The sequence below is a fragment of the Flavobacterium frigidum genome (genome assembly GCF_048286735.1).
GTDB lineage: Bacteria > Bacteroidota > Bacteroidia > Flavobacteriales > Flavobacteriaceae > Flavobacterium.
On sequence record NZ_JBLVPU010000014.1, the window covers coordinates 20,253 to 47,222 of the forward strand.

Annotated in this window: 8 protein-coding genes; all 8 read right to left on the reverse strand. The window is 34.3% G+C overall.

The features are described from left to right. Positions 1-4: 4 nt before the first annotated feature. The 8 genes from ACNQGO_RS09585 to ACNQGO_RS09620 all read right to left on the reverse strand — a co-directional run bounded on the left by ACNQGO_RS09585 (position 5) and on the right by ACNQGO_RS09620 (position 26,904). Positions 5-5,968 (reverse strand): HNH endonuclease, encoded by a 5,964-nt coding sequence (locus tag ACNQGO_RS09585; RefSeq protein WP_417946037.1) that lies wholly within the window; start codon positions 5,966-5,968, stop codon positions 5-7. Further along, the gene (locus ACNQGO_RS09590; RefSeq protein WP_417985114.1) at positions 5,934-8,384 is read right to left on the reverse strand and encodes a TonB-dependent receptor; all 2,451 of its coding nucleotides are present in this window, start codon (positions 8,382-8,384) and stop codon (positions 5,934-5,936) included. Before ACNQGO_RS09590 ends, ACNQGO_RS09585 begins: the two co-directional genes overlap by 35 nt. A 66-nt stretch (positions 8,385-8,450) precedes the next feature. Then, on the reverse strand, positions 8,451-16,493 hold the full coding sequence (locus tag ACNQGO_RS09595; protein WP_417985115.1) for a T9SS type A sorting domain-containing protein: 8,043 nt from the start codon (positions 16,491-16,493) through the stop codon (positions 8,451-8,453). A 20-nt stretch (positions 16,494-16,513) separates the two neighbouring features. Beyond that, positions 16,514-17,806: a hypothetical protein gene (locus ACNQGO_RS09600; RefSeq protein WP_417985116.1), complete on the reverse strand. Its 1,293-nt coding sequence runs from the start codon at positions 17,804-17,806 to the stop codon at positions 16,514-16,516. Between the two features lie 7 nt (positions 17,807-17,813). Beyond that, on the reverse strand, positions 17,814-19,034 hold the full coding sequence (locus ACNQGO_RS09605) for a hypothetical protein (RefSeq protein ID WP_417985117.1): 1,221 nt from the start codon (positions 19,032-19,034) through the stop codon (positions 17,814-17,816). Positions 19,035-19,038: 4 nt separating this feature from the next. After that, positions 19,039-20,277 (reverse strand): hypothetical protein, encoded by a 1,239-nt coding sequence (locus ACNQGO_RS09610; RefSeq protein WP_417947464.1) that lies wholly within the window; start codon positions 20,275-20,277, stop codon positions 19,039-19,041. Positions 20,278-20,282: 5 nt separating this feature from the next. Further along, entirely contained in the window at positions 20,283-22,361 is a 2,079-nt protein-coding gene (locus ACNQGO_RS09615) for a hypothetical protein (RefSeq protein WP_417985118.1), read from the reverse strand. 1 nt (position 22,362) lies between these two features. Further along, positions 22,363-26,904: a hypothetical protein gene (locus tag ACNQGO_RS09620; RefSeq protein WP_417985119.1), complete on the reverse strand. Its 4,542-nt coding sequence runs from the start codon at positions 26,902-26,904 to the stop codon at positions 22,363-22,365. Positions 26,905-26,970: the final 66 nt, after the last annotated feature.

Genomic DNA, 26,970 nt, shown 5'->3' on the forward strand with positions numbered 1-26,970 from the left:
TTTATTAGTAACCACTTCCATTAAACGTTTTATATTGTGCTACACCACCCGAATGTCCCATTCCTACTACTTTTGTATGAGCTGACTGATCAACTAATTGTACAGAAACTTTACCAGTTATAGGATTAAAATCATCTAAATGATGCCAAGTAAATTGAACCTCTCCTAATTTAGGAGCTTTATATCCAAAGCTCGAAAATCCTGCTGCTTCATTGGCAGCTTTAAAGTCTTTTGCCATATCTCCAGTCATGGTAATTTCGACAACATTATTTTGTCCTGACTGTAGGGAATTTTTAGGATATAGGTATTTACCTCCTTTGGTAGTATAATCCGGAGCTAACATTCCTTTACTCAAATCAACATCAATATCTGTATTTGCAGTTGGTTTATATGATGGTGCATATTCCTTTACTACAACTTGTCCATTCTTATTGATTTCAATACTTAAAACTCTGTTTGAATTTGTTCCTCTTTCTGTTTGCACCAATAATCTCCCATTGGTATCAGTGGTAGTTTTTAATACTGCTTTACTTCCAATTGACGTTTCTAATTTCACGAAGATCTTCGCTTCTGCATTCGCACCAGTTAAAACAGTTCCTGCTTCATTAACAAAACTTAAACTTTTGCCACTTGTCCAAGCCTTTAATTCAGTTGCTCCTTGTTGTGTAAGCTTTGTAATTAAGCTATTTGGAACGAGACTCCCCGCCCCATTAACACCATCTCCAAGTCTTAAATATTCGACTCCTTCAGGAGCATTGCCTTTAGTATAATTACTACCTTTTGCTCCTTTAGTACCTCTGTTGTAAAGATAAAAATCTTTTTCAGAAAAAACATCACCGTTTTTATTTATTTCTACCCAACCATCACTGGCATAAAATGGTTTTTTTGTTTCAATTGAGAGGGCTATTGCTGCTGCTTCATCGTTACAGGACAATAATCTTGCTGTCTTGCCAGTAGGTGCATTGTCTAGGATGCTAATTATTTCTTTACTGCTTTTTTCTTGTACTACACCTTCAACAACTACATAAAATTTATTACCCTTTGCATGAATAATAATGTCTAAATAATTATCCGTGCTTTTAAAAGCAAATTTTGTGTAGTTTATGGTGTTTTTTATTCCAAGCTTGATGGCTGCAATATTTTTATATTTACCAATATCTTGTAGCGCTAATTTTAAAGAAGTAACAAATTCAGGCTTCAAAAATTTGCCTGTACTTTTAAGATACGATATGCTTCGCATTCTCTGCACAAGTCCGCCTAATGTTTTTGCAAGCTCTGGAGCGTTTACTAGTCCATCTACCATCATTATGCTGTTATAGACTAGATCCCATTTTTCATATAATTCTTTATTTCTTTGATATTGTTCAAAGGTGACATCATCCTTAGACATCATCATCAATTCGTCAAGAACCGCTGCTTCGCCACCTAATATAGCTATTGCAGCAACTACACTTGTCCCTCCTGATGGTACCGCAGCGACTATTGCACCTATTACCGCAGCACCATTACCAACATGGCGCCAAATACGGGCTTTTTTATGCTCTGCTATTGCTTTTTCTATACAAAATCCCCATATTGCTGGCATTACAATAACCTTGTCTTTCTGTAAGCCTAATTCGTTATTATCAATACCTATCAAGAAAATAGTAGCTTCAAATGGATCTGCTGTGGGATTATCATAAAGAGACGGAAAGGTCATATCATCAATCCCTTTGCCTTTAAAATATTCAGAGTATGACTCTTTAAGATTAATTGTTCCGTTTGAATTAAATGTTATTGGCAATTTGCTGAGTACTGTATATTGTGCATTCAACTGGTCTTTATCACTTGTGATAGACTCATTAGGTTTTAGCCCAATGATATACGGCATGAGAGAAGAAGGGTAACGGAGTGTTTCACCTAAAACTTCTAGCGCTCTTGTGGTATTAGCTACATTTGGATTTGCCATAAAGGCAATACTTACTTCGTCTATAAATGGATGTGTAACTTCGTCAAAGTCACATTCACCAAGCATTTTTATTAATAACGCGTAATTATTCTTTTTGACAATATTGATAATCTCTCTTTGAAAGTCATTATTTTCTACACCGGTACTTGTTAGTTGAGCAATGGCTCTTCCTACATCATATTGATCTCCTGCATTAAAAACATTTGAAACGAAGTTTTTAGTATCGCCTATTTCCCTGTTCATTGCCTCTAAAGCAGTTTTGCTTTTTGCGTCTTCTATATTTCCAAGATAGGGAAGCAAAGCATTAATCATAGACACTCTTTCGGATGTTTTTATTGCTTCTAGACATTCTTTTACGGCTCTATTTACTCTAAAAGCAATAGAACCAGGGTTGTCTATTTTTATTTCTGCAATTAGACTACAATCTATGGTGCCTCCGTTTACTGCTACTTCATTTAGCAATATTTTACTGCAATTACTGGCTGTTTTTGGTACTTCAGCAGGAAGAATTGTTAAAACAGGATTTAATAAATTAGGTTTTTTTCTTATAGCTAGATAGTAATTACAAGAGTTTGCAGCTTGTTGAATTAACAATCTATAGCTTTGTTCCTCAAAAATTTTACTAAAGGCATTAGTATAAGCAATATCAGAACCTTTTTCATAAAATGCTTCGGTAGTTTTTTTAGAATCAAACCCAAATTCATATTCTTTTCCATTTATGGTAAATGCATATAAAGTACCATTTGGATGACCTCCATTATTGATGTGATTAACGTTTATTATATCTGAATCCTTTTTACCATCATTTGTTTGAAACCTAAATGATTTATGATTTGGCATTATATAGTTAAATCCTTCTGCAATCTGAGCCCCCGCACTACTTCCTTGAGTAAACTGATACAACTGCAATCCTGGTGCGTGCGTGATTTCCCAATCATTATGATTGAGTGTAGTACCATCACCATAATCCATAAGTAGATCTGTGCTCCCTTTAGAAGTTCCATATTGTTTAAAAGGATGTTGTAGCCCAAATACACCATGACCCAACTCATGCGCGAGTGTTTTATTTCTACCATCAAATACAAAACCAAATTGTCGTTTCAAGGGCATAAACCCTGCATCCTTCTTTACTGTTCCTTCCTTAGTGTAGAGCATGTAGTAGGTATCAGTGGCGTACTCTGCGCCGAGCTCCGTTTTTAAAGCCATGGTTATGGCTTGTTGTTCAGCGGTGTAGGTGTTCAATAAGTCACTGTTGCCCGTTTCAATTGTATCTTCCCAAAATTGGTTTAAGAAAACGGGGATAGTATTGACATTAAACGTTATTCCTGTAGGTTCATAAATTTGATTTAGCGTACTGGCTGCATCTTCTGGTATTGCAGCTCCATTAACGCTTACTAAAGTTACATTAACTTTTTTATGGGTTAAATGCCATAAATTAAAAGTACCAGCTATGTCGTATTTAGGACTGTTTTTGCTATCCGTGGGTTTGACTGTGGTAGCAGCTGCTGGTTGTGCACTGCCGGTAGTATTTTGCTGTACAGCAGGTGTAGGTCTTACTGCCGCAATAACGGTTTCTTTGGCGTAGTCTAAAGTACGTTTTAGTTTTAAAATAGCTGTATTTTCGTTCCAATTACTTTTTATTAAAGTACCATTTTGGGTTTTGAATACGATATCATCTTTCGTTTTTCCGTTTTTAAAATCTACCGTGGCTATAATAACATCTGTGGAGTCTAGACTATTAGAAATGGCTTTGAAAGGAATGCTATACGTGCCACCGCTCTTTTGAGGAATTGATTTGTAGCTTTTGCTTAGTTTACCATTTTGTGTGGTAGGTGCTGTATCAAAAGCATATTTTCCGTCGCCTTTTGTGAAAACAACGCTCACATCTGTTGAAGAAATTTGTTTTACAACACCGCCTGCACCCATACCATTTGTGTTTGCAGCCGTAGGAACTCCGCCGGGCGCCAATTGTCCTGATGGTTTTATAGGTCCAGCTGGAGCATTGGCAGGAATTGTATATTGTGTACCATCTTTATCAGTAATAACAATATCATTAACTGTTTTATCTAGTACAGTAACTACTCCTGTGGTACTAGTAATTGTTATGGTGCCGTCTTGATTTTTTATAACGGTTTCAATGATAAAATCAATTTCATAATTGACTACGTTGCCCGCATCTCCAAAAACTTCGTTAAATGCAGGGTCAAGATCAATCATACTTTTCCACTCGGGGTCATAACTTGCTATAATGGAGCCCGATATGAGTTTAAAATCAGTGTTTACACCAATATCACTAAAGCTAACGGCGATGCGGGTATACTTTCCTATATTTGTGGAATAATCCGGTACCATTCCCGCTAGAGCATTAGCCTTGTCACTTACTAATGCTGCAGTGCTTTTAATTTGATCTGTAACCGCTTTCGTGGGGTCATTTATTGTTTGACCCGTTATGTGTTCTACTTTAGTTACTACATTATTAACTTGGGTTGCACCGTGGTTTGCAAGTGCAGTAGCTACTGTGGCAGCATCTGTTACGATACCTGCAGCTTTTTTTGGAATTTCTCCAAGGTTATCTGCAGCGTCAATTAGTTTTCTATATCTTTCTAAGAGCGGTAGTGTTACATAGCCCTCACCGCTAAATCTGCCGTTACCACCTGTGGCTTCAATCACTACAATAGGGAAATCACCCGCTTTGATCACATCATTTGGGACCAAATTGTCTAACGGACTTAGGTTACTTAAATCAACTGGATCTGGTATAATACCGCAGGTTACAAGGGCAATTTCGTCTTGAGCCAAGGTGGTAAATTCTTGTATGCTGCTGTGTATGTATTTCCCTTTTTCGCAAGAGGCTCCTACGGTATATTCATAGGTGGTGTTTGGTTTTAAATTGGCTAAAGTGGCATACTCGCGCGGGGTTTCAAGAGGATACCATTGTGAGTCGGCATTTTTTTCGCGGTAGTTTACTTGGTAATCAAAATTATCAAGGGCGCCGCTCCACGTTATTTTGGCTTGGTCTTGGCTTACACCTTCAGTGGATATTAGTAAAGGTGGCGTGCAATATACTTCATACGTAAAAGCAAAGATTTCGCTATAACCATTGTTCTTGAATACTCCAATCTCTTCGGCGCCCACAAGCGCTTTGGCTTTTATGCGCCATGCGTAGCGTTTACCGATAATCAATTGCGGTTCTGCCACACCATATTGCAGCGTGGTAGCTTTAGTGGTGGTGGTATAAATAGGTTTAGAGTAAGCAAAAGCGTTTTGAACTGGAGTGTATTGATCCCAAATTTCAATCAAATCAAACTGATATTCTACATTGCTCACATTGATTTGTCTAGGTGTCCAGCTAAAAAGAATGTTTTGGATGTTTTGCTGAATGATGCTAACTTGGTTCAAAGGCAAATTGAGTAACGGTGACTCGTTCTGGAAAATAATAACCGTTACAGTACTTTTTCTGGATAGTTTTTGTCCGGTAGCTACATCATACACTTCTACCGCTAAGGTATAAATACCCTCGGGCATAGCTTGTGCATATTGATTTGGTGTTATCCCCACTATGTTTTGAAACTCAAAATAGGGCGCTAAGTTCACATTGGTCAATTGCAATGGTACACCACCTTCTAGGAAAAGTGGTTGGGCACCTACCACAAAGTCATTATTCATAAATGAGATTCCGTTGCCTTGCCAATAGCATTTTAAGCGTACTTGTCTTCGTGCAATTGTTAAGTCGTTCAGCACAATTTGCATTTTTATGGGGCTATTGCTGGTGGTAGCATCAGCATAATTGCTCCAATAAATTGGCGAAGGTTGATTGATCTGGGTGCTTATAGTAACTGGAAAGGTTTGTGAAAAGCCCGTAATTCCTACTAGCAAAAGTAAAAAGATAAAAAAGCAGGTGTATTTTTTTAGCATTTTATTGGTGTATTGGTTGTCTATGCAGGGTTTGTTTTCAGTACGTGAGATGTAATTTTTTTTGCCCATTTTATTTCTGAAGGTATTTAATGTTAACATCATCATTACTTGTATTTTTTGAAGCTAAATCATGGTAAAAAGGAATTAGTTTCATTTCAATGGCACTTATGATTTCTTCGGATGTTTTTTTATTTTTTATCAATTCAAGTGTACTATCTATTATTTGAGAACTAAAAACTGAGACATACTTGTTTTCTTGAATAGCATTAGGTTTTGTTTTTGCGGCCAATGAAATTTCGTTGTACATCCAGCGGTGTCTTACTAATTTGTTTTTATTTTGTTCACTTTTTTTAAGCAGTACTACATAAGATTTATACCCGTTTTTATTGCTTATTTCTTCCTCTTTTTTGTCGTGAAATGGGTGCATGTTTATTCGACCCACTAGAGACAGGTATTCTTTTTCAAGGCTTTCATCCTTGTTTTTCATATCGTTTTCCAGCTTTGTATACGCTTGCATTAAGTACTCCTCATACTTAACACTGTTTTTAGTGCTCATATCTTGCGCCATTAAATAATCTAAGACTTTGTTTTTAAACTCTTTATCCGTCTCAGCTTGATTTATAGCTGAGAATAATTGTTTTAAATTAGATTGGTCCGCATTAGATAAAAGAGCTGTATCGGGCTGTTTAGTAGCCAATTGCTCTGTAATTTCGGATCTATTGCCTTGATACGTTTGGCCTTTATAAAGAATCCTTATAGCTGGCTTAGCAGAAACACTGTCTTTTTGCTCTTTCGTTTCGGCTGTTTTAGTAGGTTTCAGTTTAATTTTATCAAAAGAATAGGAATAAGATAATGTGGCCGTAATATCTTTGTTTTGAGCTGTTTTAGTATTGTTAAACAGGGAAATAGCATTGAAACTAAAATTGTGTTTTTCTTTATAAATATAAGATCCATTGAGTCTAAAATTAAAGACGTCATTTTGTTTCATGCCATTATTACTGCTTGTATTGTAGCTTATTGCGGCCGATGTATTTAGTTTTTTATCAAAAAAAAGTTTGTTTGCTGCAAGTGTTGGTCCTAGTATCAAGCTTCTACCATTATCTGTTATTCCTAGTGTATTATTTACAGATGCAGTAAGATTTAAAGCCCTTTGAGGGAGTCCCACTAAATAGGAAATAGCGTTATTGTAATACGTTGTTGCGCCACCAGCAATGGTTTTTCCTTGTTGTTGATTTATGGCGTCTTGCATGCTAAAATTAGCATTAAAGGTGTGTTTAATTTTCTTTGTATTTTTTAATAAATAATTTACAGACAATGAGGCGCTTTTATTGACTTGTCGAAAATTAAGGGTATCGAGGTTCTCAAAGTTGGAAGTTTGATTAATAAAGTCAAATTGATTGCGACTATTAGTAAAAGACTGAAAATTGGAGTAATTAGCGTTTAAGTTTAATTTCTGATTTACCTTAACATCAGCAGTCACAGATGATACCAATCGTTTCATCTGACTTTGTTTTTGTTTGTCTAAATTGTCTTTTTGTAACCCAAAATTCATGGCAAGGTTTACTTTGTTTTTTAATACGGTTTGTGTAGCATTTACAGTTATGTTTTCTAAATCATTGTTAAAAAAATAACCTCCTAGGGTTCTGTAATTTGGATCGATACGCTCATATCCTAACCCTAAGGTTCCGTTACCAGCTGGGTAGGCTAGTTGTCCTCTAAAAGCATTATAATTTGCGGTTGTTGAATTAGGGTTTAAAAATAATGAGGCATTAATTTTTCTTGTAGCTCCTGTTTTTTCTCTGATGTCTTCGGTGACACTACTGGTGGCAACTTCAGTAGTAATTTGTACTTTTTTAAGGAGTTTAAATGCTGTTTCTAAACTTATGGCTGTGTTCTCTTTTGGTGTAACTCCTAATTCAAATGGAAACAATGGATTAATGGAATTAACTTGGTCTTTTGCTTTAAAAAATGTAAATCCAATGTTTACTTTTTCTAAAGCATATTGCGTTTTAAATCCGTAACCAAATCTTTTGTAGGTAGGAAGTAGATCCGGGAGGTTGCTGTTGTACTCATTGCTTCGTAATAATCGTCCGTACATGGCACTGATTTTGAACTTTCCTTGTGGGGTCAAATCAACACCAAACCCTGTGAACTGATGTCCACTTAAAGTATACGGAGAAAAACTCATACTGGCATCTCCTATATGTGCCGTAATCCATTTATATGATGGATGAATGCTTAATCGATTCATTAGCACAGGTTTCCCATACCCTAATTTTTGATTGGTATACGAGAAAGAAAACGGCAAATTGTATAAGCCCGCAATATTTAGATTGATATTACCATTTAGAAAATAATTAAAGGGATCACGGGTAGCACTACCAGCGTAAAAAATACTACTTGCTGATGCTCCTCCGCTTACGTTTATTAATTTGCTTTTACCTACTTGCTCAATATTAAAGTTTTGACCAAAACTTACTGCGCTTTTCAAAAAAAGTAGTACTATTATAATTCGATTCAAGTTCATTATTTTATTCGGTAAGACTTTAATAAATAAGGTCTTTTTATTATTTATAAATTTCGTAGGCTATTGAATAATTATTTTTCTCAATTTACTTCCCTGCTGAGATTCAATAAGAATGAAATAGACTCCTGGTATCATGCCATTCAAATTAAAATCAAAAATATACGTTTGTTTGCCGGTTTCTGATTTTGAAGCAATAATGCTATTGTTTATTAAACTGAATATTTTAACAGTAGCTGGCATTACTTTATCTAAGGTTACATCAACTGTAAAAATACCATTCGATGGGTTTGGATAGATTTTCAAATCAAAATTTTTCATAGTATCCGTGCTTTCTGGATCTTTGTATTCTCCGTCTATTATAAGTACATTCTTAGTTTGAAAAGCAGTACAATTTCCTTTTTTGCTCGTCATGGTTATTTGGTATTCTCCCGTTTTTGGAAAGCTTATTTCAGCGAAGTCTTTATTCTTTGTTTTGACTATTGCTTCCGCTGGTAAAATCCATTCTATACTGTCTGGTCGGGGATTACTGATATCAATAATAGTAAAAATCTCATTTGTAAACACTTGTGACGACATAGCAAATTCAGCGCTAATAGGAGTATTTTGGCTACTAATTGTAATGATATCTACAGCTTTACAACCTAATTTATTGGTGATTGTTAGGGTATAATTTGCAGGTTCTTTTAAGGTTACAATAGGTTTATTACTAGTGAATCCTTTATCTGATTGCCAAAAATACGTGGCTTTATCATCATTAATAGTAGCATTAATTGTCAAGGTTTGATCGAGACACAACGTCACATCTTCACCAAGATTTAACAGGTCCTTTGGAGGATTTTCAATTTTATACTCTTCTTTAATAACACATCCTTTTACATCCGTAATTGTTACAGAATAAGTACCTGCCTTTGCATTACTCAATTGGCTTGATTGTGCTCCTGTACTCCATATATAGGTGTATGGGCCCTTTCCTCCTGCCGTTGTCAATACAATGGTAGCATCATCTCCTTCAAAGCAGGTCGGTTTTTTTATTTGAGCTGCTGTTGTAATTGGCTGTGGAGCGGTAATCGTAATCTCATTGGTTACACGACAGCCATTTTTATCAGTAATAACAACACTATACTTCCCTGGCGGTACATTTTGTATGCTCGGGGTTTTATCTCCAGTGTTCCAGCTGTAATTGTATGCAGTTGTCCCGCCTGTTGGAGCCGTTGTAATGGTCCAGTCGTTAGCATCCCCGCACAACGTATAATCAGCAGATAATGTGTTTTTTAAAATATCTGGTTCCGTCATGGTTATACTTTTACTGGTCGCTTTATTGCCGTTAGAATCCGTTACAATCACATAATACGACCCTTTCCCGATGTTATTCAGAATAGTAGTTGTGGCTAATGCTGTTGCATTTCCGTCTGCAAACCATTGGTAGGTATAGTTTTCACCTGGTTTCAAGAACCCTCCTAAAGTGTTAGGTCTTAGACTTCCGTTGGCATCACCATTGCACAAAATGATATTTTGAACTGCCGCTGAGGTAATTAAAAGCGCAGGTTCTGTTACTTCGATTAGTAGGGAAGTAAGCTTACATCCTTTTGCGTCTGTCACATTTACAAAATACTTTCCTGCTGCAAGATTGTTGGCTGTAGCAGTATTGTCAATAGTTGTTGTTGAACCGTTTTTGTACCATTGGTAGCCATAGTTACCGTTTCCACCACTAGCTTCAACAGTAATAGAACCGTTAGCTAAACCAAATCCTGAAGCAGCTGTAACAATTGTTTTTGAATTGACTAAACTTATTGGAGCTAAGGGCTGCGCTATGCTAACCTCTAAATTTGGTACATTGCTGCATAAAATTCCATTTTTGTCTTTTATTTGAAAAGTGTACTTTCCAGCTTTAAGCCCTTCTTGAATTGTACTGTTTTTAGAAGTAAAAGAGATCCAATTCCCATAACTATCGTTTTCTGGTTTGAAACGATATTCAAAAGTATTGCTTCCTCCTGACGCTTTTAATGTTACACTTCCATTTTCTTCGCCAATACAGTTCACATCAACAACTGTATTACTTGTAAGAATCAATTCTGGTTCTGTGATTGTTACTGATGTACTGGTAGCTGTATTTCCGTTTTTGTCTATCACTTTTAAATAATAATTTCCAGCACCTACAAAAGGTGACGTAGGATTAGTCCCTATCATAAAATTGGAACTATCATACCATTCAAAGTTATAATTTGGCACACCTCCAGCAACAGTTGCTGTTAATTGGATACTTTTATCGCCATAACAATAAATTACTTGGTTTATTGGATTAATAAGAGTAGTAAGTTTTTCTGGTTGTGAAATCGTTATTAATTCTGACGTAATACTACAATTTTTTGAATCGGTGATTTCAACATAATATTTACCAGCTACTAGATTTATTGCTGAACTAGTTGATTGGTTGATGTCAATTTTATTTTCATTAAACCATTTATACACATAGTTTCCGTTACCACCATCTATAACCACAGCAATACTTCCGTTGCTTAGTCCAAAACCAGAAGTACTATTTGTATTTATTTTAGAAATGGTTAAGATAGAGGGTTGTTCTATCTTGGCTAGAGCTGTTGTTATTGCATTACATCCCTTAGAGTCTTTAACATATATTGTATAATCTCCCGTTGGAAGATTATTAATAATTGCGGTAGAACTTGCAGAGAAAGCAGTCCAATTAGTAGCATTTAAACTATACAAATAGGAGCCGCTACCACCCGTAACGTTTATAGAAATAGTACCATCATTAGCTCCGTTACAAGTTGAATTAGTCTTCAAAATACTTTTAATTTCTACTACATCAGGTTGAGTAATAATGATCGTATTACTTATCACTTCTAATTTAGCTGTATCTATACAACTAAACTTATACTCACCCGGGCCATAATTAGTTAAAGTTGTTCCGTTTTCTAGTGGTATAATTTCATTGTTTTTATACCATGTATAGGTTTTAATTCCTAGACCGCCTGTTACGAGTGCTTCAATATTTGCTCCCTCACCATTGCATATGATTTGCTTGGTTTGCTGAATTGAAGCTGCTAATACATTATTAGTTAAATCAATAATTTCTGTTTTAGTACATCCTGTATTATCAGTGACACTTACAGTATAAATATCTGTTGGTAATTGATTGATCAATAGAGATTTGTCCGAGACTACTTTTTCTAAAAGTGTATTTCCACTACTATTTTTAATACTGTATTTGTAATCATTTTGTCCACCTTTCATTACCACATTAATCGACCAGTTTGTTTCTGGTAAAATTGGTTTAGTTAATGTGAATTTTTCTTTATTAAAACCAAAATCTTCCGGTTCTGTAATTGTAAATGTGTTACTTTGAACACAATCATTACTATCTGTTACAGTTAAGGTGTAGGTTCCTGCTAATAAGTTTTCAATAGCTGAATCATTAACTTGAGATGAGGTGTTTTTATTTACGTTTAATAAAGTGTATTTGTAATTTGGTGTACCTCCACTTGTTTCAAAAATAATACTACCGTCGGCTTCGTTAGGACAGGTGGCATTATTCTTTTTGATTTCAACTAACGTTAGTGCCTTGTTAGGTTGTTCAATAACTACAGGTATTAAATCATTTAAATTTGAAGGAGTAGTATTTAAATTAAAATCAGTTACTTGAATGTAATAGGTGCCAGCAAATTTAGTGTCAAATTTTGCTTCTAAAGCTTTTTGGCTTTCTAATACATTTTTATTCCTATCAAAAAGGGTATAGGTATAAAAACCATTGTTGTCTTTTACACCACCTGTGGCTATGGCATTAATACTACCGTTTTGTTCACCAAAACATAAAACTTTAGTTATTAGAACTTTAAATTCTAAAAGTTTTGGTTCATTAATGGTGAAAGTTTTTTCAATAGAACAAATAAGATTTGCATCTGTTATGATTACTTTGTATGCACCCGGAGCTAAGTTACTAAGATTTTTATTGCTCTGATTATTTATAACGGTACCATTAAAAAACCATTGGTATTGATAAGTTGGTGTTCCTCCGCTAGGATTTACTTCAATTTTTCCATTGTTAATTTGATAACCTGTAGCATCTGTAGAAGTAAATGACTCAATTGCTAATTCATCTGTAGGTTCAGAGATTGATGTAGTTGCAACATTAACGCAATAAGCCGTTAAATTAGAATTATAGTTGCTATCTCTTATTTCAAGTGTGTAATTACCTTTAGAAAGGCTTTCAATTTTTGATGTATTACTTCCTATACTTGCAGTTTCTTTTTTCCAAATATAAGTATAAGGACCTGTGCCGCCAATTACAACTGCTTCTAGTGATCCGTCATTTCCATTATAACAAGAAACATTTTTTTGAATTAAGTTTACTACTATGGGAGCAGGTTGCTTAAAAGTAACAGGTATAGTATTTGAAATTATTCCAGCCACATCTGTAGCGGTTAGCTCATACTCCCCGTCTGCTATATTTTCAAACTTAGCTTTAGTTCCAACAATAGATTCAGTAATTCCTGTTGTTCTATTTTTTAATTTATACGTGTATGTTTTTTCAGATTGCTTTTGCTCAAATGTTGCTCCACCTGTGGCAGTTGCATCTAGAGATCCCGTTAATCCATTGCATTTTGCTTGTAGATGCGTTTCACTTACTATAGGTTTTGTTGGTTGTAAGACAGTAAATGATTTAGGCAATTCGCAACCCTTAGCATCAGTAATCACTACAGAATACTCACCCGCAGCAATGTTACTTAGGGTTGGACTATTAGTGCCAATTGTACTACCAGCATTATTTTTCCATACATAGTTGTAAGTTGGTGTGCTTCCATTTCCTGGGTCTATAGGTGTGCCGCCGTCTACGCTAATTTCTATTTTTCCTGTAGCGAGACCAAAACCTGTGGTTGGAATACTTATTTCACTTGCAATAAAAAGAGCTTTTTCGGGTGCTGAAATTTCAATATTTTGTTGGGCAGTTTGGCAACCATTTGCATCCGTCACTTTTACAATATAGCTGCCTTTTGCTAATCCAGAAATAATTCCGTTTTTAGTATCAATTGTTCCACCACTGCTAGTAATTGAGTATGGATTATTAGGATCGGTACTTTTTGTCCCTCCTGTTATTATAAGTTGAATGCTTCCATCAGAACCACCAAAGCAAGAAACGGGGGTTGGTGTTGTTGTAAAAGAAAGTTTTTTGGGCTCATCAATAAGCAAATTGTCTAAAATAGCAATACAGCTAGATGGTTTTATTGGATCATAATTAGCATCACGAACTTCAACAGAATATTTCCCTACCAAAAGATTACTTTGTTTTGGTGCATTGGTTCCTATGGGTTCATATATAGTTGTAGCACTATTGTATTTTTTCCAAATGTAAGTATAGGGAGAGCCAGTCGTAAATGCAGTTCCTCCTGAGACAGCAACGCTTAATATACCATCATTATCGCCATAACAATTCAGTAGTTTCTTTACACCGATTACTTTTTCTTCTATAATTACAATTGGTTTAGGTTCTGTAAGTTCCGTATAACCGATTGTTATAATACTTCCATTGCCATATTTAGTGTTTACATCCGTCGAAACATTTTGTTTTGAATCTTTTGCCACTACTTTATATTGACCCACTTCTAATCCATTGAAATTGGCGGTGTTTCCAACAATTGTTTGTTTTGATACATTGTTATGAAATAGTTCATAAGTGTATATTCTTTCATTTTGTTGCTGTGCTATCTCGGCACCACCCGTAGCAACCGCTGCAATCGAACCTAATTCAGCATTACATTGGGTATTGTTAGCAACAACATCCAGTTTTAAAATGGTTGGTTCTTTTATTTCAAAAGGAATTGGTGCTAAGGAACAACCCACTCCATCACTGTTTTTATCAGTAACTATTAGTGTATATTTACCAGCAGGTTTGTCTTTAATTTGGTTAGTTGTTTCAGAGGAAAGCAATTTACTGTTATCTACGGTACTTCCTTCATACCATTGATAAAAATAATTTCCCCATCCACCAATGTTTTTCGCAGTAATACTCCCATTAGTAAGCGCATACCCACTAACGTTTGTAATTACTGCGGCACTAAAACTAAATTGATCGTTTGGTTCCTTAATCTCAATTTCTTGTACTACAGTTGAACAATTATTATCGTCAAAAACCGATACCCTCCAAATGCCAGCTGAAAGCCCAGTTATTTTTTGATTGGGAATATCAATTAATGGTTTAGGACTAGAAACAATTGGTTCGCATGAAATTGTATAAATGGGTTTATTATTACTATCCGTTTGAAACGTTCCCCCACTGATATTTAATTGTATCGTTCCATCATTTGAATTTTTACAACTTACTTCAGTTTTTTTGGATTTGAATTTTAATTCAGTTGGCTCGCTAATGATAATGTTCTCTATTCCTTGGGAGCAATTATTAGTATTATTTAATTCAGTAGAGGTATAGACCTTGACAGAATAGTTTCCAGCACTAAGATTTGTTGGGTTTAAGTCATTATTCACGGTTATAGGGGCATTGTTTTTTTCCCATTTAAAGGTATAGTTTCCTATGCCACCGTTAGCACTAATTTTTATAGAACCATTGGTATCACCATTACATTGTAGGTTCTTAAAGCTACCTAACTCCTCTTTTACTACAATAGGACTTGCGGAGTCAACTGTAACATCAAATGGTGTCTCGCAAAATCCATCTGTAACTTTTACTTCATACGCTCCTTTTGTCAAGCCTGAAAGTGTTGAACTACTTGCTACAGTAGTAATATTACTCTTTAATTCCGCAAGGGGTTCCGTTTTTTTATACCATTTAAACGAATATTTCTTGTTTGAATTGTAGTTTGTAATTGCTATAGAGGCGGATCCGTCACTACCATCAAAGCATGTTACATTAGTTGCTGCTGTATTTGCCGTTATAATAGGATTAGACGATTCGGGTAGGTTGATTGTAGTCGATGCTGTATTATTTGAATCTGTTACTACAACTTTATAGTTACCTGCTTTTATGTTGTTTAAAGAATTGTTTTTTGAAAGTTCATCTCCCACCACTTGATCACCAATCAGCTTATACCAAGCATAGTTGATCGTTCCTTCACCACCTGAGGCTGCAGCAGTAAGGTTTGTTGTGCCCCCTTGACAGCTTATTGGCTGAGGTGTCGCAATTTTTACATTTAATGCTTTTAATATAATTTCATTACTGTTAACGAGACATCCTTCTGCTGTATCAACGCCTTTATCGATAACACTTACTTGGTAAGTACCATCGCCTAAGCCAAATACCCTACCTAATACGTCTCGTGTTGGTTGAGGATTCATTAGTTGTCCATCTTTTTTCCAAGAATAGGAAGAGTAGTTCCCGTAGCCACCACTTACCGCTAACTGCAAAATACCGTCATTATTGCCAGGTGACGGTTGTCTAGCTTTTGTTAGGGAAACGTTTACACCTTGGGGGGGTGTTTTAATTATAATTTCATTTTCAATGCGTAAACCATTGTTCTTATCACTTTCTATATTTCCAGTCGCTTGTTTATCAATAATGATGTATTCATAGGTTCCGGCTTGTAAACCTGTTCTTTCGGAATCAGTAAGGGTTGTATTGTTCCATTGTATAGTATTAGTTCCGCTACCGCCTTTAATGGTAAGAGTAATACTTCCGTTATTGCCACCAAAGCATTTTATGTTGCTTTGAACAACACTAACATTTAACTTATCATAAATAACAAAGGAATCACTTACACCTACTGTGCAGGTGGCATCTTTTATTGTTGCTCTATAAGTTCCATTAGGAAGGTTTGAAAGAATGACATTTCCATTGGCATCAATTGAAATGGTTGCGCTATTTGGCAAAGGATTCTCCCAAGTTAAAGTATATGGAGTATCACCGCTTATTTTATTCCCACCACTGATGGAGAAACTAATTTTTCCGTTAGGTGGAGATGAATTCGAGTTGTTTTCGGTTATTTTATTATTGATGGTAATAGTAGCAGGATTTGTAAAAGTTACAGTTCTTGCACCATCTACAGCTATTTCTGTTACAGTTGCTTGTGTTTGTGTTTGTGAATATCCCCAAAAGTTAATCAAAAACAATAGTAGTAGGAGTAAATATTTTTTCATAATAGGTGTTTAATATAGGATTATCTTTCAATACAAAATTTTGAATCAGCGACTTTTATGTTATATACACTTTTTGGATTTAGTAGTGGTATTGAAACTTTATTTGATTTCTCATCTGATGGGTTGAATTGTATTCTTTTAATTTTTGTTTCCCCATTAATTAATTCTGTAGTGCCTTCTAAGTCATCATAAAAATAGGGTGGGCTGCCGCCAATAGCCTCTATAATTAAATTAGTCGCTCCATTATTACATAAAGGATTATTGGCTGATACTGTGAATTCTAAATTAGTTGGAGATGATATTGTAAAGCTTTTTTGTGCTGGCTCACTCATAAGCTCGAAGTTTCCTATAATTTTTTTTGTTTGATACGTAAGAATATACTTTTCAGCATCTAAATTATTCCAAGTATAGGTTGTTGGAGTAGTCATCGAATCTTTAGGAATTCTTTTATTCCCATTTAAGACAGCACGACCATTTTCAAACATAAGAGTCATTTCATATTGCTCTTCATTTTGAAGTTCTCTCTCAAATGTGAAGGTAACAGATCCATCTTTCGAATAGGTGCAGCTAGTAAAATTGGGAGAAGATGTTGAGATAATTTTCGGAGCTTTTCTAGTAACATTGTATGAAATAATATTTGAATATACATTTTCTTCGGTAATAGACGGATCCGAATCAATGACTACTCTAAAGTCTATAAAACCAGTGTAATCTAATGGGATAAAATTTGCAGTTATAAATTCAAATTCTTCATTAAAAGAAGTACTAATATTCATTTTTTGAAATTGACTTCCATTAAGTTTGTACTCCCAATGAAACCTTTGTGTTCCAGTACAACCTGTTGTTTTTAATTTGATTTTATCTGTTAACACATTATTTACTCCTGGTGATGTAAGTACTTGATTACTGATCAATTCAAAATAGGGAGTATCTATTGACTGACCATTTTGATTTTTATTTGAAAAACCGACAGCTGATTGGCAATCTTTAGTTATCGTAACAACAAGAGAAGCTAATGATTCATAGATATTTGTTTGATCATAATCCGTGTAAGTCTCATAATCTAGTGTATATGAGCTTGGTTTTTTATCGAAAATTAAATAAGGCCCCACTTCTCGTATTGGACACAACCAAATACCATCATCCGATCTAATATCATAAGTAAAACTTGTTATAGCTCCCCCATAATAGGTTGTTGGCATACTATAATTGCTGCATCCCCCATAGTTAGTTTTCATTATATATAAAACCTGCGCTGTGGAGCTGGTAGTTGTTATTAAAACTAATAAAATAAGTAGTATTTTTCTTTTCATAAACATATTAATTAGTATCAATACAGTTATTGGCATCAGTAACTTTTATGGTATATACACTTTTTGTATTTAGTAGTGGTATTGAAACTTGATTTGATTTCTCATATGATGGGTTGAACTGTATTCTTTTAATTTTTGTTTCTCCATTAATAAATTCTGTAGTGCCTTCTAAGTCATCATAAAAATAGGGTGGGCTACCGCCAATAGCCTCTATAATTAAATTAGTCGCTCTATTATTACATAAAGGATTGTTGGCATATACAGTAAATTTTAGCTCAGGAGCGGGAGATATTGTAAAACTATTACGTAGTGCTGGACTGTTAGGATAAACCGTTGTGTCGACCGTTTTTGTCATATAGTAAGTGAGCTTGTAATTTGCAGCATCTAAATTATTCCAAGTGTACGTTGTTGGGGTAGTCATCGAATCTTTAGGAATTGTTTTATTCCCATTTAAGACAGCACGACCATTTTCATACAAAAGAGCCATTTCATATTGTTCACCATCTTGCAATTCTCTCTCAAATGTGAAGGTAACTGCACCGTCATTCGAATAAGAGCATTTAGTAAGATTAGGAGCTGAGGTTGATACGATTTTAGGAGTACATGGCGATATATCAAAAGGTAAAAAATTAGTAAATTGCGTACCAAATCCTGCTTGAAAATATACTTTTGTTTTATTTTCGAAGCCAGCCAATTCATTAATCTTAAATGATATTGATCTTTGAGCTTGAAAGTTAGTAGCAAAATCTTTCCAATCTTTACCATCAAAACTATACTGCCAATTCCAGCCGTTATTTAACTCAATTACATCTTCTGGACATTTGCTCTTAAGTGCATCTGTTGACGTTACATGTATTACATATAAATATGTCTCTGCAATACAACCAGTAATTATTTTACTTGGTTCAGTAAGTAAATTCCAATTTATTGTACCTGACTGGTAGCATAGATTATTATCGCTACTATCCTCAAAACTATAATCAATATCTGTTTCATTGTTATTAACCGTCCAGAACTCTTCAAAATATTGTGTTTGACCTAATACATTAGTATACAAGTTTAATGAATTTGTTTCGATATATATGCTATGATTGGCTTTAACTAATTGGAGGTTTCCATTCGGAAATGCGGGAGGTTGTATAGTCTTAACTAATATACCATACTCACTTTGTGAATAAGCAGTATAATTCGCTAGTAAAACAAGCAGTAGAAAGGTAATTTTTTTCATACAACTAGTCATGTTTATTTTCATCAATACATCCATTACCGTCTACTACTTTTATTTTATAATCTTTGGGTGCTAAGTTTTTTAGATAGTAAAAACCGTCAGTACCTTTAATTGCTGTAGGAATTATTTCTATTGTGTCATCATAAAACTTATAAGTACCTGTACCGCCTTTTACACTAATGACAATTTCAACAGTACCATCGTGGCATAAGGGGTTTTGAGCAGAGATAATCTCGAATTGTACAGCTGTTGGATCCTGATATTGAAAATCTTTATCGGTTTCGGGTACTCCTCTCTCCTTTACTCCTTGAAAAGCTTGGTATTTTACCGTATATATTTCTCCGTTTATTAAACCTGTAACATTATTATAGGTATATTGTGTCGCGTTGCTAGCGTCAAAGGCAAATATTTCAGAAATTTGGTTTCCAGTAAGTTGTCCATTTTTTTTAATAATTTGAAAATTGGTTAATTTTTCATCTTTCTCAAGATCTAATGGTCTATCAAAAGTTACAATGACAGTCATAGGATCACCAATACAATTTGGTTGAATTGGGTTTAAATTCGTTATTACTGGCGCACAAGCAGAGTAAGTTATTGTAATTGGATCTGTAAAAGGTCTGTTTTGATAGCCCAATCTGAAATAGAGTTGCTTATCAAAGTAGTTTACATGACTGTCTCCTAAAACATCTTTAACTGAAAAATTCGTAGTTGGATTATTGTTGAAATTTGTCGGCACATCTATCCAAGTTTGTTGATTGTCTAATGAATATTGCCAGTGGTAAGCTTCATCAGGAAATCCGACAGGAAATCCAGCTAATTGTAATTCTTCTCCAGAACATATCGTTGTAGAACCATTAGGAGCTACGTTCTTAACGGTTACATTCGGTTTGAAACTTGTAGTTCGGATATTGGCATAACATCCTGTTATGTTTAATGTGGAACCTTTAATTAATTGAATAGCTGTTTTTTCATCGTTATATACGCTAACTCTCTCACATGCAGGCGTTATAGTTGTGGCGGGGCAAAAGAAAAATGATGACAATTTAAATGTTTCAAAATTTGGTATATCTGTATATGTTTTAGTTCCTATTGTAATGTCATCCTCTACAATATAATCGGAGAAAGTCCAAAACACTTCATTACATGCTATTTGTGGTTTTCTAAACAGGAGCTCCATTGTATATGTTTGTCCATATCCTTTTATGGTTAAAACCAATATCAAGGGTAAAAATAGTTTCTTCATTCCGTCTAAAATTTAACAGTATAAAAATCAATTTTAGACATTCTTCCATCTTTGAAAATCGCTCTAATCCCGTACTTGTAATTGGTGTTTATGGTAATGGTTGGATCAGACAATTGTCTTTTTTTCCCATCTACAATTTGTATTAACTGTAAAGCATCTTTCTCAGAGGCTTTGTAGATTTCAAAACTATCGACCAAGGGATTGCTGTAATTCCAAGATAGATCAATGGTGTTACTTGTTTTGTTAGCTTGAACAAAAAAACCTTTTATTGCTTCCATGACGCCATTTAAAGGAACAAAAGTGGATAGGTTAGGCGAAGGTAGCGATTGTAGATTTGAATCATCTTTTGCAAAAATGGCATAGGTATAAATATTCCCTTCTTCAACAGACTTGTCTTGAAATTGTTCTTCTTTGTTTTTAGTTTCATAAACAAGTTTCCATTCCTTTTGATCTTTTTGTTGTCGATACAATTGGTGTACTGCCACATCTTCACTTTGGCTGTTAAACCATTCTAAGAAAACCCCTCCTTCTCTAATTTTATACTTTGAAAAAACGGGCGATGCGGGAGGAATAATATCTGGCTTTTTTAGAACGAGTGGCTCTGAAAATTCAGACATATTGTATCTGTGATCTACAGCAATCACTTTGTAATAGACTTTACTATTTAAGGTTTTAAGTATTACTTTATCTTCAAAAGCATTCTTTTCATTTGGGCTCACTGTCAGCTGACTGTATTCCTCAGATGCATTGTATGCTTTATAAATTCGATAACCTAACAAGTCTTTTTCTTTATTGCTATCCCATAAAATTTTTACAACGCCCAGACTGTCAATAGTTCCTTTTAAGCCAACTGGTTTACTTGGGGGAATAGAATCAATGGGCTGAACAAGCATTGGGAATGAGGTTCTACTATTTCCTTGTTTGCTCACTGCGGTTATTGTAAAATAGTTTGATGGATTTAATTTATTGTAAATTACGTTGCGAGCCTTTGGCGAAATGTTTTTGACTACGGTAACATAATTATTATCTTCTTTATCAGAACGATTAAGCTCAAAACCAGTTATTTCTTCATCTCCTTCTTCTGGAAATTCCCAAATTAAGTTAACAGTTGTATCGTCCTTAAATTCCTGTACCGTAAGGTGAGGAACATATTTTAATAATGATTTTCCTTTTCCACTAACAACTTCAGAATAAGGTCCTAACTCTCCAAATACAGAAATTCCTTGAATGCGATAACTATACTCTTTATTGTTGGCGATAGTGTCTACATAAAATATCCTATTATTATTTGTGTTTTCTTGATTTAAACTTGTGTAGGGTTTATTGGTAATACGTTTAAATATTTTTTTATCTTCTGAACGTTCTATGTAATAACTACCATACGCGTGCGCTAGTATATTGAAGTTCCAGCTTAACATGGTGCTGTTATCTGTAAAATTTGCTGAAAAATCCATTGGTTTTGGTAATGTCTCCACTTCTTTAGTATCTATAAAGACACCTCCATAATCAATATCTAATTCTTGCTTAGGAACATTAGAAGAAATACGATATAAGTACTTTTCGTTTTCTTTAATAGTAGTATCTTCAAGTCCTAAACCTGCCTTTTTAGCAATTTCAAAGTCTTTATCGGCAGTGTATAAAGCAAATGTGAACCGCTGCTCTGTTTCTTCAGAAAGGTTAATGATCGATTGTAAATTATCAGTTCCATTAACTGAAAATTCCTCACCATAAAGTGCTTGAGCAATGATAGCAGCATTTTCATTGGTATCTATTATGGTTTCCCAAGATGCTAAAGGCTCTGGTTTAATTTGTTTGGCTAAAACAACTTTTTCTGGACTTGATAGCGTTTTATTGTTTCTCGCAATAGTGAACCGCTCTACTAAGTAGCCGTATTTGTTTAATTTTTTCCAAGCCATAGCATCGGTCACGGCCCAACGCAGAAGTATCTTATCTTTTTGAACTCTGGTAAGTACTTTTATTTCTAGTTTATTTTCAGCTAGTTTAGGCTCTTTAACTAATTGGTTTTGAGCAAACCCTAAATTTATAGCAGTTAAAATAAGGAACATTAAAAATTTGGTCTTCATTTTAATTGGTTTTATTAAATGTAAAAATAGAACTTGTTCCTTGTTGACCACCTGGTAAAGTGTATTTCAATTTTATGTTGTAGTTCCCTTTTTTGAGGTACGGAAATTGTCCGTTGATGATATAATCGTACTTTGTTTTCATAACTTGATTGGCAGTATTCAGATATTTGTTGACTACTTTATATCTTAAATCCACAAAGTCTGTTTTATAATAGAAAGGTAAATTATATCGGTATGGTAGGTACTCTTTCAGCATGTAACTAGTTGCATTATTCATAAGATCATCCTGATACCAAGCCAGTGTTTCAACACCTTTTGTAGGCGGTAGCCCTAATGTATTTCTATTTAATGTTAAATCACTTTCTAGAGGATATCCTTTATATATCAATGGAAAAATCTCATTGATATAATAATTATCGTCAAGTATAGCCTCAGTAGTCACTAAAGGAATATTTAAAGTCTTGGCATTACCAATAAGTTCAATTTCATCAAATGGTTCTGACGAATTATTGATAGAATGTAAAGCATGTACATCCGAGTAGATGATTTCTACCAAGGTTTGTCTTGGTCTTTTTACATTCATTTTTTCCTCAAAAGTATTGTATTGACTGGTATTAAAATTGTATTGCAATAGTTCAATACCTTGTCCTCCAGTTATGGTTTCTTTTAGCTCATTCTTTTTAGTTTCAACACTAGTTTGTGCGTCCAAATTTTGAGTTTCATAACTTTCCTTTAAATTGTTATTCGCTTCTGATTGCGTTTCTAAGGTCATTAAAGTAATATTATAGGACTTCGTTTTCTCTAAAATTGGTATATCTATACTTACTTTTTTTAAACTAGGCGAATAGGATAATGTACTATTTACAGTTTTAGTTCCAGTTTTGTATAATGCTTTTTGAGTCTGACCTGGTTTTAATTCAAATAAATAAGATTGACCTTGTTTAAGGACTACATAAGCTTGTTTACTCTCGTTCTGATATACATATTTTTGATCAAAAACAGGGTAACAATACGCAATATTGTTTACTGGTATGTTGTTTGGTGCTGTCCCTGTTGTAAAATTAACAGTCTCATCTTCAGTAGCTATTTGGCCGTTATCATAAATGGTTTTCCAGTTACCATTAGTATACTCTTGGAAACTTACTTTTACACTTAGTGTTAAGTCGGAATTTTGCGGTAATACTTCTGTTGCATTGAAACTAACTAAATCATTGGTTGTATTCCAGCTGGTAGAACCAAGTACTGGATTACCGTTTTTCTTTACCATAAATTCTTCAAGTTTTAAACGGTATGTTTTTAGGCCGCTATCCTCTTCTATAGTAAAGTTTTTGTTAATAGGCATGTTAAATCCTACTTGTGGTACTGCAAATACATTTACATCTTTTGTATCCTTTGCAGGTGTAATATCTGCTATGGCTTTTAAACCGTTTAAAGGGGTATTGTTTATAAATTCACATTCTTTTCCAAATTCGACCTTAAATCGGAAACGTCCTTTCACTAATCCTCCGAGCAAATTAAAGTGACCACCAAGATACCCTCTAATCCATACTGGATTGGGTAGTTTAGCTTGTACTAAAACGGCTCCTCCTCCTTCAATAATTTTTATTTTCTTTTTTACCATAAAGAGTTTTACTTTGATACCTAATTCCCCTTTTAAATAGGCATAAGCTTGACCATTGGCATACCAACCGTTAATACCGATAGGTCCAGAACCCTGACAGGCAGCATCACCATAATCCTTCAACATAATATCAAAACCAAAACCAGCTTGAAAATTAGCGTAAAACAATAAAAAGGTTATATCCCCAGTTTTAATACTAAAATCTGATCCAAAAGCAAAACCTTTCCCTCCGCTAAGACTGTTTTCATTTCGCATATAATCTAATTGCTCGAGTTTTAATCCTAAAAGATCTGCAACAATAGCTGGTGGAGGCGGACTAGCTGGTAGATCGTCTCCCATCATGAAATATCCACCAGATTCAACCTCTACAGGGCCTATAGCCATTTTCAAGCCTAAACGATCTTTTGGAGTACCCATGTGTATATACCATTTATCAGGACCAAAGTGCAATACAGCCCAGCCAGCTCTATTATTACTTCCACGGCCTTTAATTATGCCTCCTGGTGTATTGACATACATATCAAATGTACCATGTAATATTTTTGATGTAAAATCATATTGTATCGCAGCAAAAGCATTAATACCCATGGAACCTTTGATCTCATTTGGATATAAATCTTCAGCAGCTTGAGATAAATTCCCTATTTTTAGTTTTTCTAGGATTTCTTTTGAAAATTTAGCTTCTTTTTCACTAACTTCCTTCAAAGCTTTTTTAAGTTTATCTGGCACAGGAATTTCAAAAGGTTGCATCACATGGCCCTCACCATAAATACTGATTCTGTTGATGCCGAACTTATTATTGAAAGCAATTTCAAAACCTGCACCTCCCCAAAATGCATCTGCCGAAGCTGTTCCCGAAAATTTAATCATAGCTTTTACGCCTAAACCAGATTCAATATCTGGAACATAATTAGACCCTGATGCTGTAAAATTATTACTGAACCCTTCCTTTTTCATTCGGTAGGAAGCACCACCTCCAAAACCTTTAAAAGTTATTGCTCCTGATGGAATATTTAAATTATCTACCATCGCATCAACGTACCAATATCTAAAAGTCGTCGCTCCAAAAATAGCATTTGCTTCCACCTTGATACCTCCCGTAAAATCACAACTTAACATTCCTTTAAAGCCTTTACCATAAATAGGATCGTGGTCCATGATTGCAATGCTACCATTTAACTTCATCCCTCCTATATCCGCACCAATATTTATCTGTTCAAATTTAAGACTGTCGTATTTCCATTTTTGAATACCTTCCTCTTTGCTAAATTTTCCAATGACATAAAATTTAGTTTGACCTGTAAATTGATTTTCCATTATATTGATCGCCAAATCAATTTTTAAACTAGCACTTTCAGGCGCAGTAATTAAAGAAATTTCATTGACAGTTACTGGAAAATTACTAAGGCTAGCATCTTTACTTTGGAGATTTTTGTAACCAAAATAATCAGCAGTTAAGTAAGGAGTTACTGTTTGTAATGTTAGATTTTCAAAAATAATCCCTTTAAAATCAACAGTTTCCTTACTTTGTGTATTTACTTCTGATTGTGTAGTACTAACCGATTTATTACTCGCTTGCAATGACAACGTCCCGAATAAAACTGCTTTTGGAAAAAATTTACCGTCTTTTACTTTTAGTTCAACATATGAGTTTTCCTTAATTGTAGCAGTTGCTTTGAAGGCATGAAAGCATATATCATTACTAACTTGTGCATTAAGAATATATTCATCTTTTATTGGATCTATGCTACCCTTGTATTTTAACTCAGATCTTTGTCCTTGGCTACAAGTAGATTTTTTATCAGATACAGGTAAAAGAATTTCGCCATTAAAATCAGCTGAAACTAATGAATTTGCAGCAATTTTTACATCTAGAGAGTCTAAAGACATTTCCCACTCTGAAGCATCACCTTCATCTAAGCTAATTAAATTAGTTCCTAAAAAATGTCCAGAAACTCCCATGCGGTCAATTAGTAGATCTTTTGCATTAAAATGTACTCTAGCCTTACTATTCTTTTTTTTAAATTCCTCAGGTAACACAACATTAAGCGTTTCTACATATATACCCCGCCATAAATTTTCATTTCCTGGTATTAGATATTTGGCTTCATAATTAATTGGCCAGTTTATATTTTTAGAATTTCTTAAATCGCTAAAATCCAGTACTGCATTATTGAGTTCGAAACAAAAACCTTTTTTGGAAGCCAATTCAAATTTTGGTATGGATATTTCTACCAAAATATCATTCCAATTTGACACAACGGTTTTAAAATTAGCAGTAACATGTGCTGTAGTATCTTGAGCAATGAATTTGTCATTAACAGGTACTATTAGTTTTCTAGAAAATTTTAAATCAGCAGTAATCCCTAGTTCTTTAAAACCGTTGCAATCAATGGTGACATAAGTTTTTTTATCAACTTCACCAGTTGCCATATTCATACCTCCCTTTAAAATCAATAAGAGATGTTCACCATTAATTTTTATAGGTACATCACCAAGTAAAGCTAGATTAGTATCACCAACTAATCCGCCCTTGTGAGATAACTTGATATTATTTGCACCAAAAAATAATTGTTTTGACTGCCCATTAGCATCTTTTTGAGGAATTATAATTCGTACAAAAGCTGTTAATTCAGTATATTCAGCTTTAAATGTGGCCTTGCTAATCCCTAACATGTACTGAATTCCTCCAATAGTTTTTTTTATGCCTATTGGTAACATCGAAAGTTTTTTAGGCTCTAAAAAATCCGTTAAACTGCTATTTTTTTCTATTTTTTCTATTGTAGCTTTTGCAAGTTCTAAATCTTTTTGAGTCTCTTGTGAAAGAGGAAAATTATGATCTAAAAAGTCTTTTGTAAACTCACTTTTCTGTTGATTGTAATGAAAATTAGAAGCTACTTCAGGAGTATGTTTTTTAGTCAAATTAAAATTAGAATAGATAGAATTTTTATTTTGACTTTTTAATATTGTATCATTATGAACTTTTGC

Coding starts and splice junctions, on each gene's coding strand:
- ACNQGO_RS09585 (WP_417946037.1), bottom strand. CDS start 5,968: ATGATGATGTTAACATTAAATACCTTCAGAAATAAAATGGGCAAAAAA.
- ACNQGO_RS09595 (WP_417985115.1), bottom strand. CDS start 16,493: ATGAAAAAATATTTACTCCTACTACTATTGTTTTTGATTAACTTTTGG.
- ACNQGO_RS09600 (WP_417985116.1), bottom strand. CDS start 17,806: ATGAAAAGAAAAATACTACTTATTTTATTAGTTTTAATAACAACTACC.
- ACNQGO_RS09605 (WP_417985117.1), bottom strand. CDS start 19,034: ATGAAAAAAATTACCTTTCTACTGCTTGTTTTACTAGCGAATTATACT.
- ACNQGO_RS09610 (WP_417947464.1), bottom strand. CDS start 20,277: ATGAAGAAACTATTTTTACCCTTGATATTGGTTTTAACCATAAAAGGA.
- ACNQGO_RS09615 (WP_417985118.1), bottom strand. CDS start 22,361: ATGAAGACCAAATTTTTAATGTTCCTTATTTTAACTGCTATAAATTTA.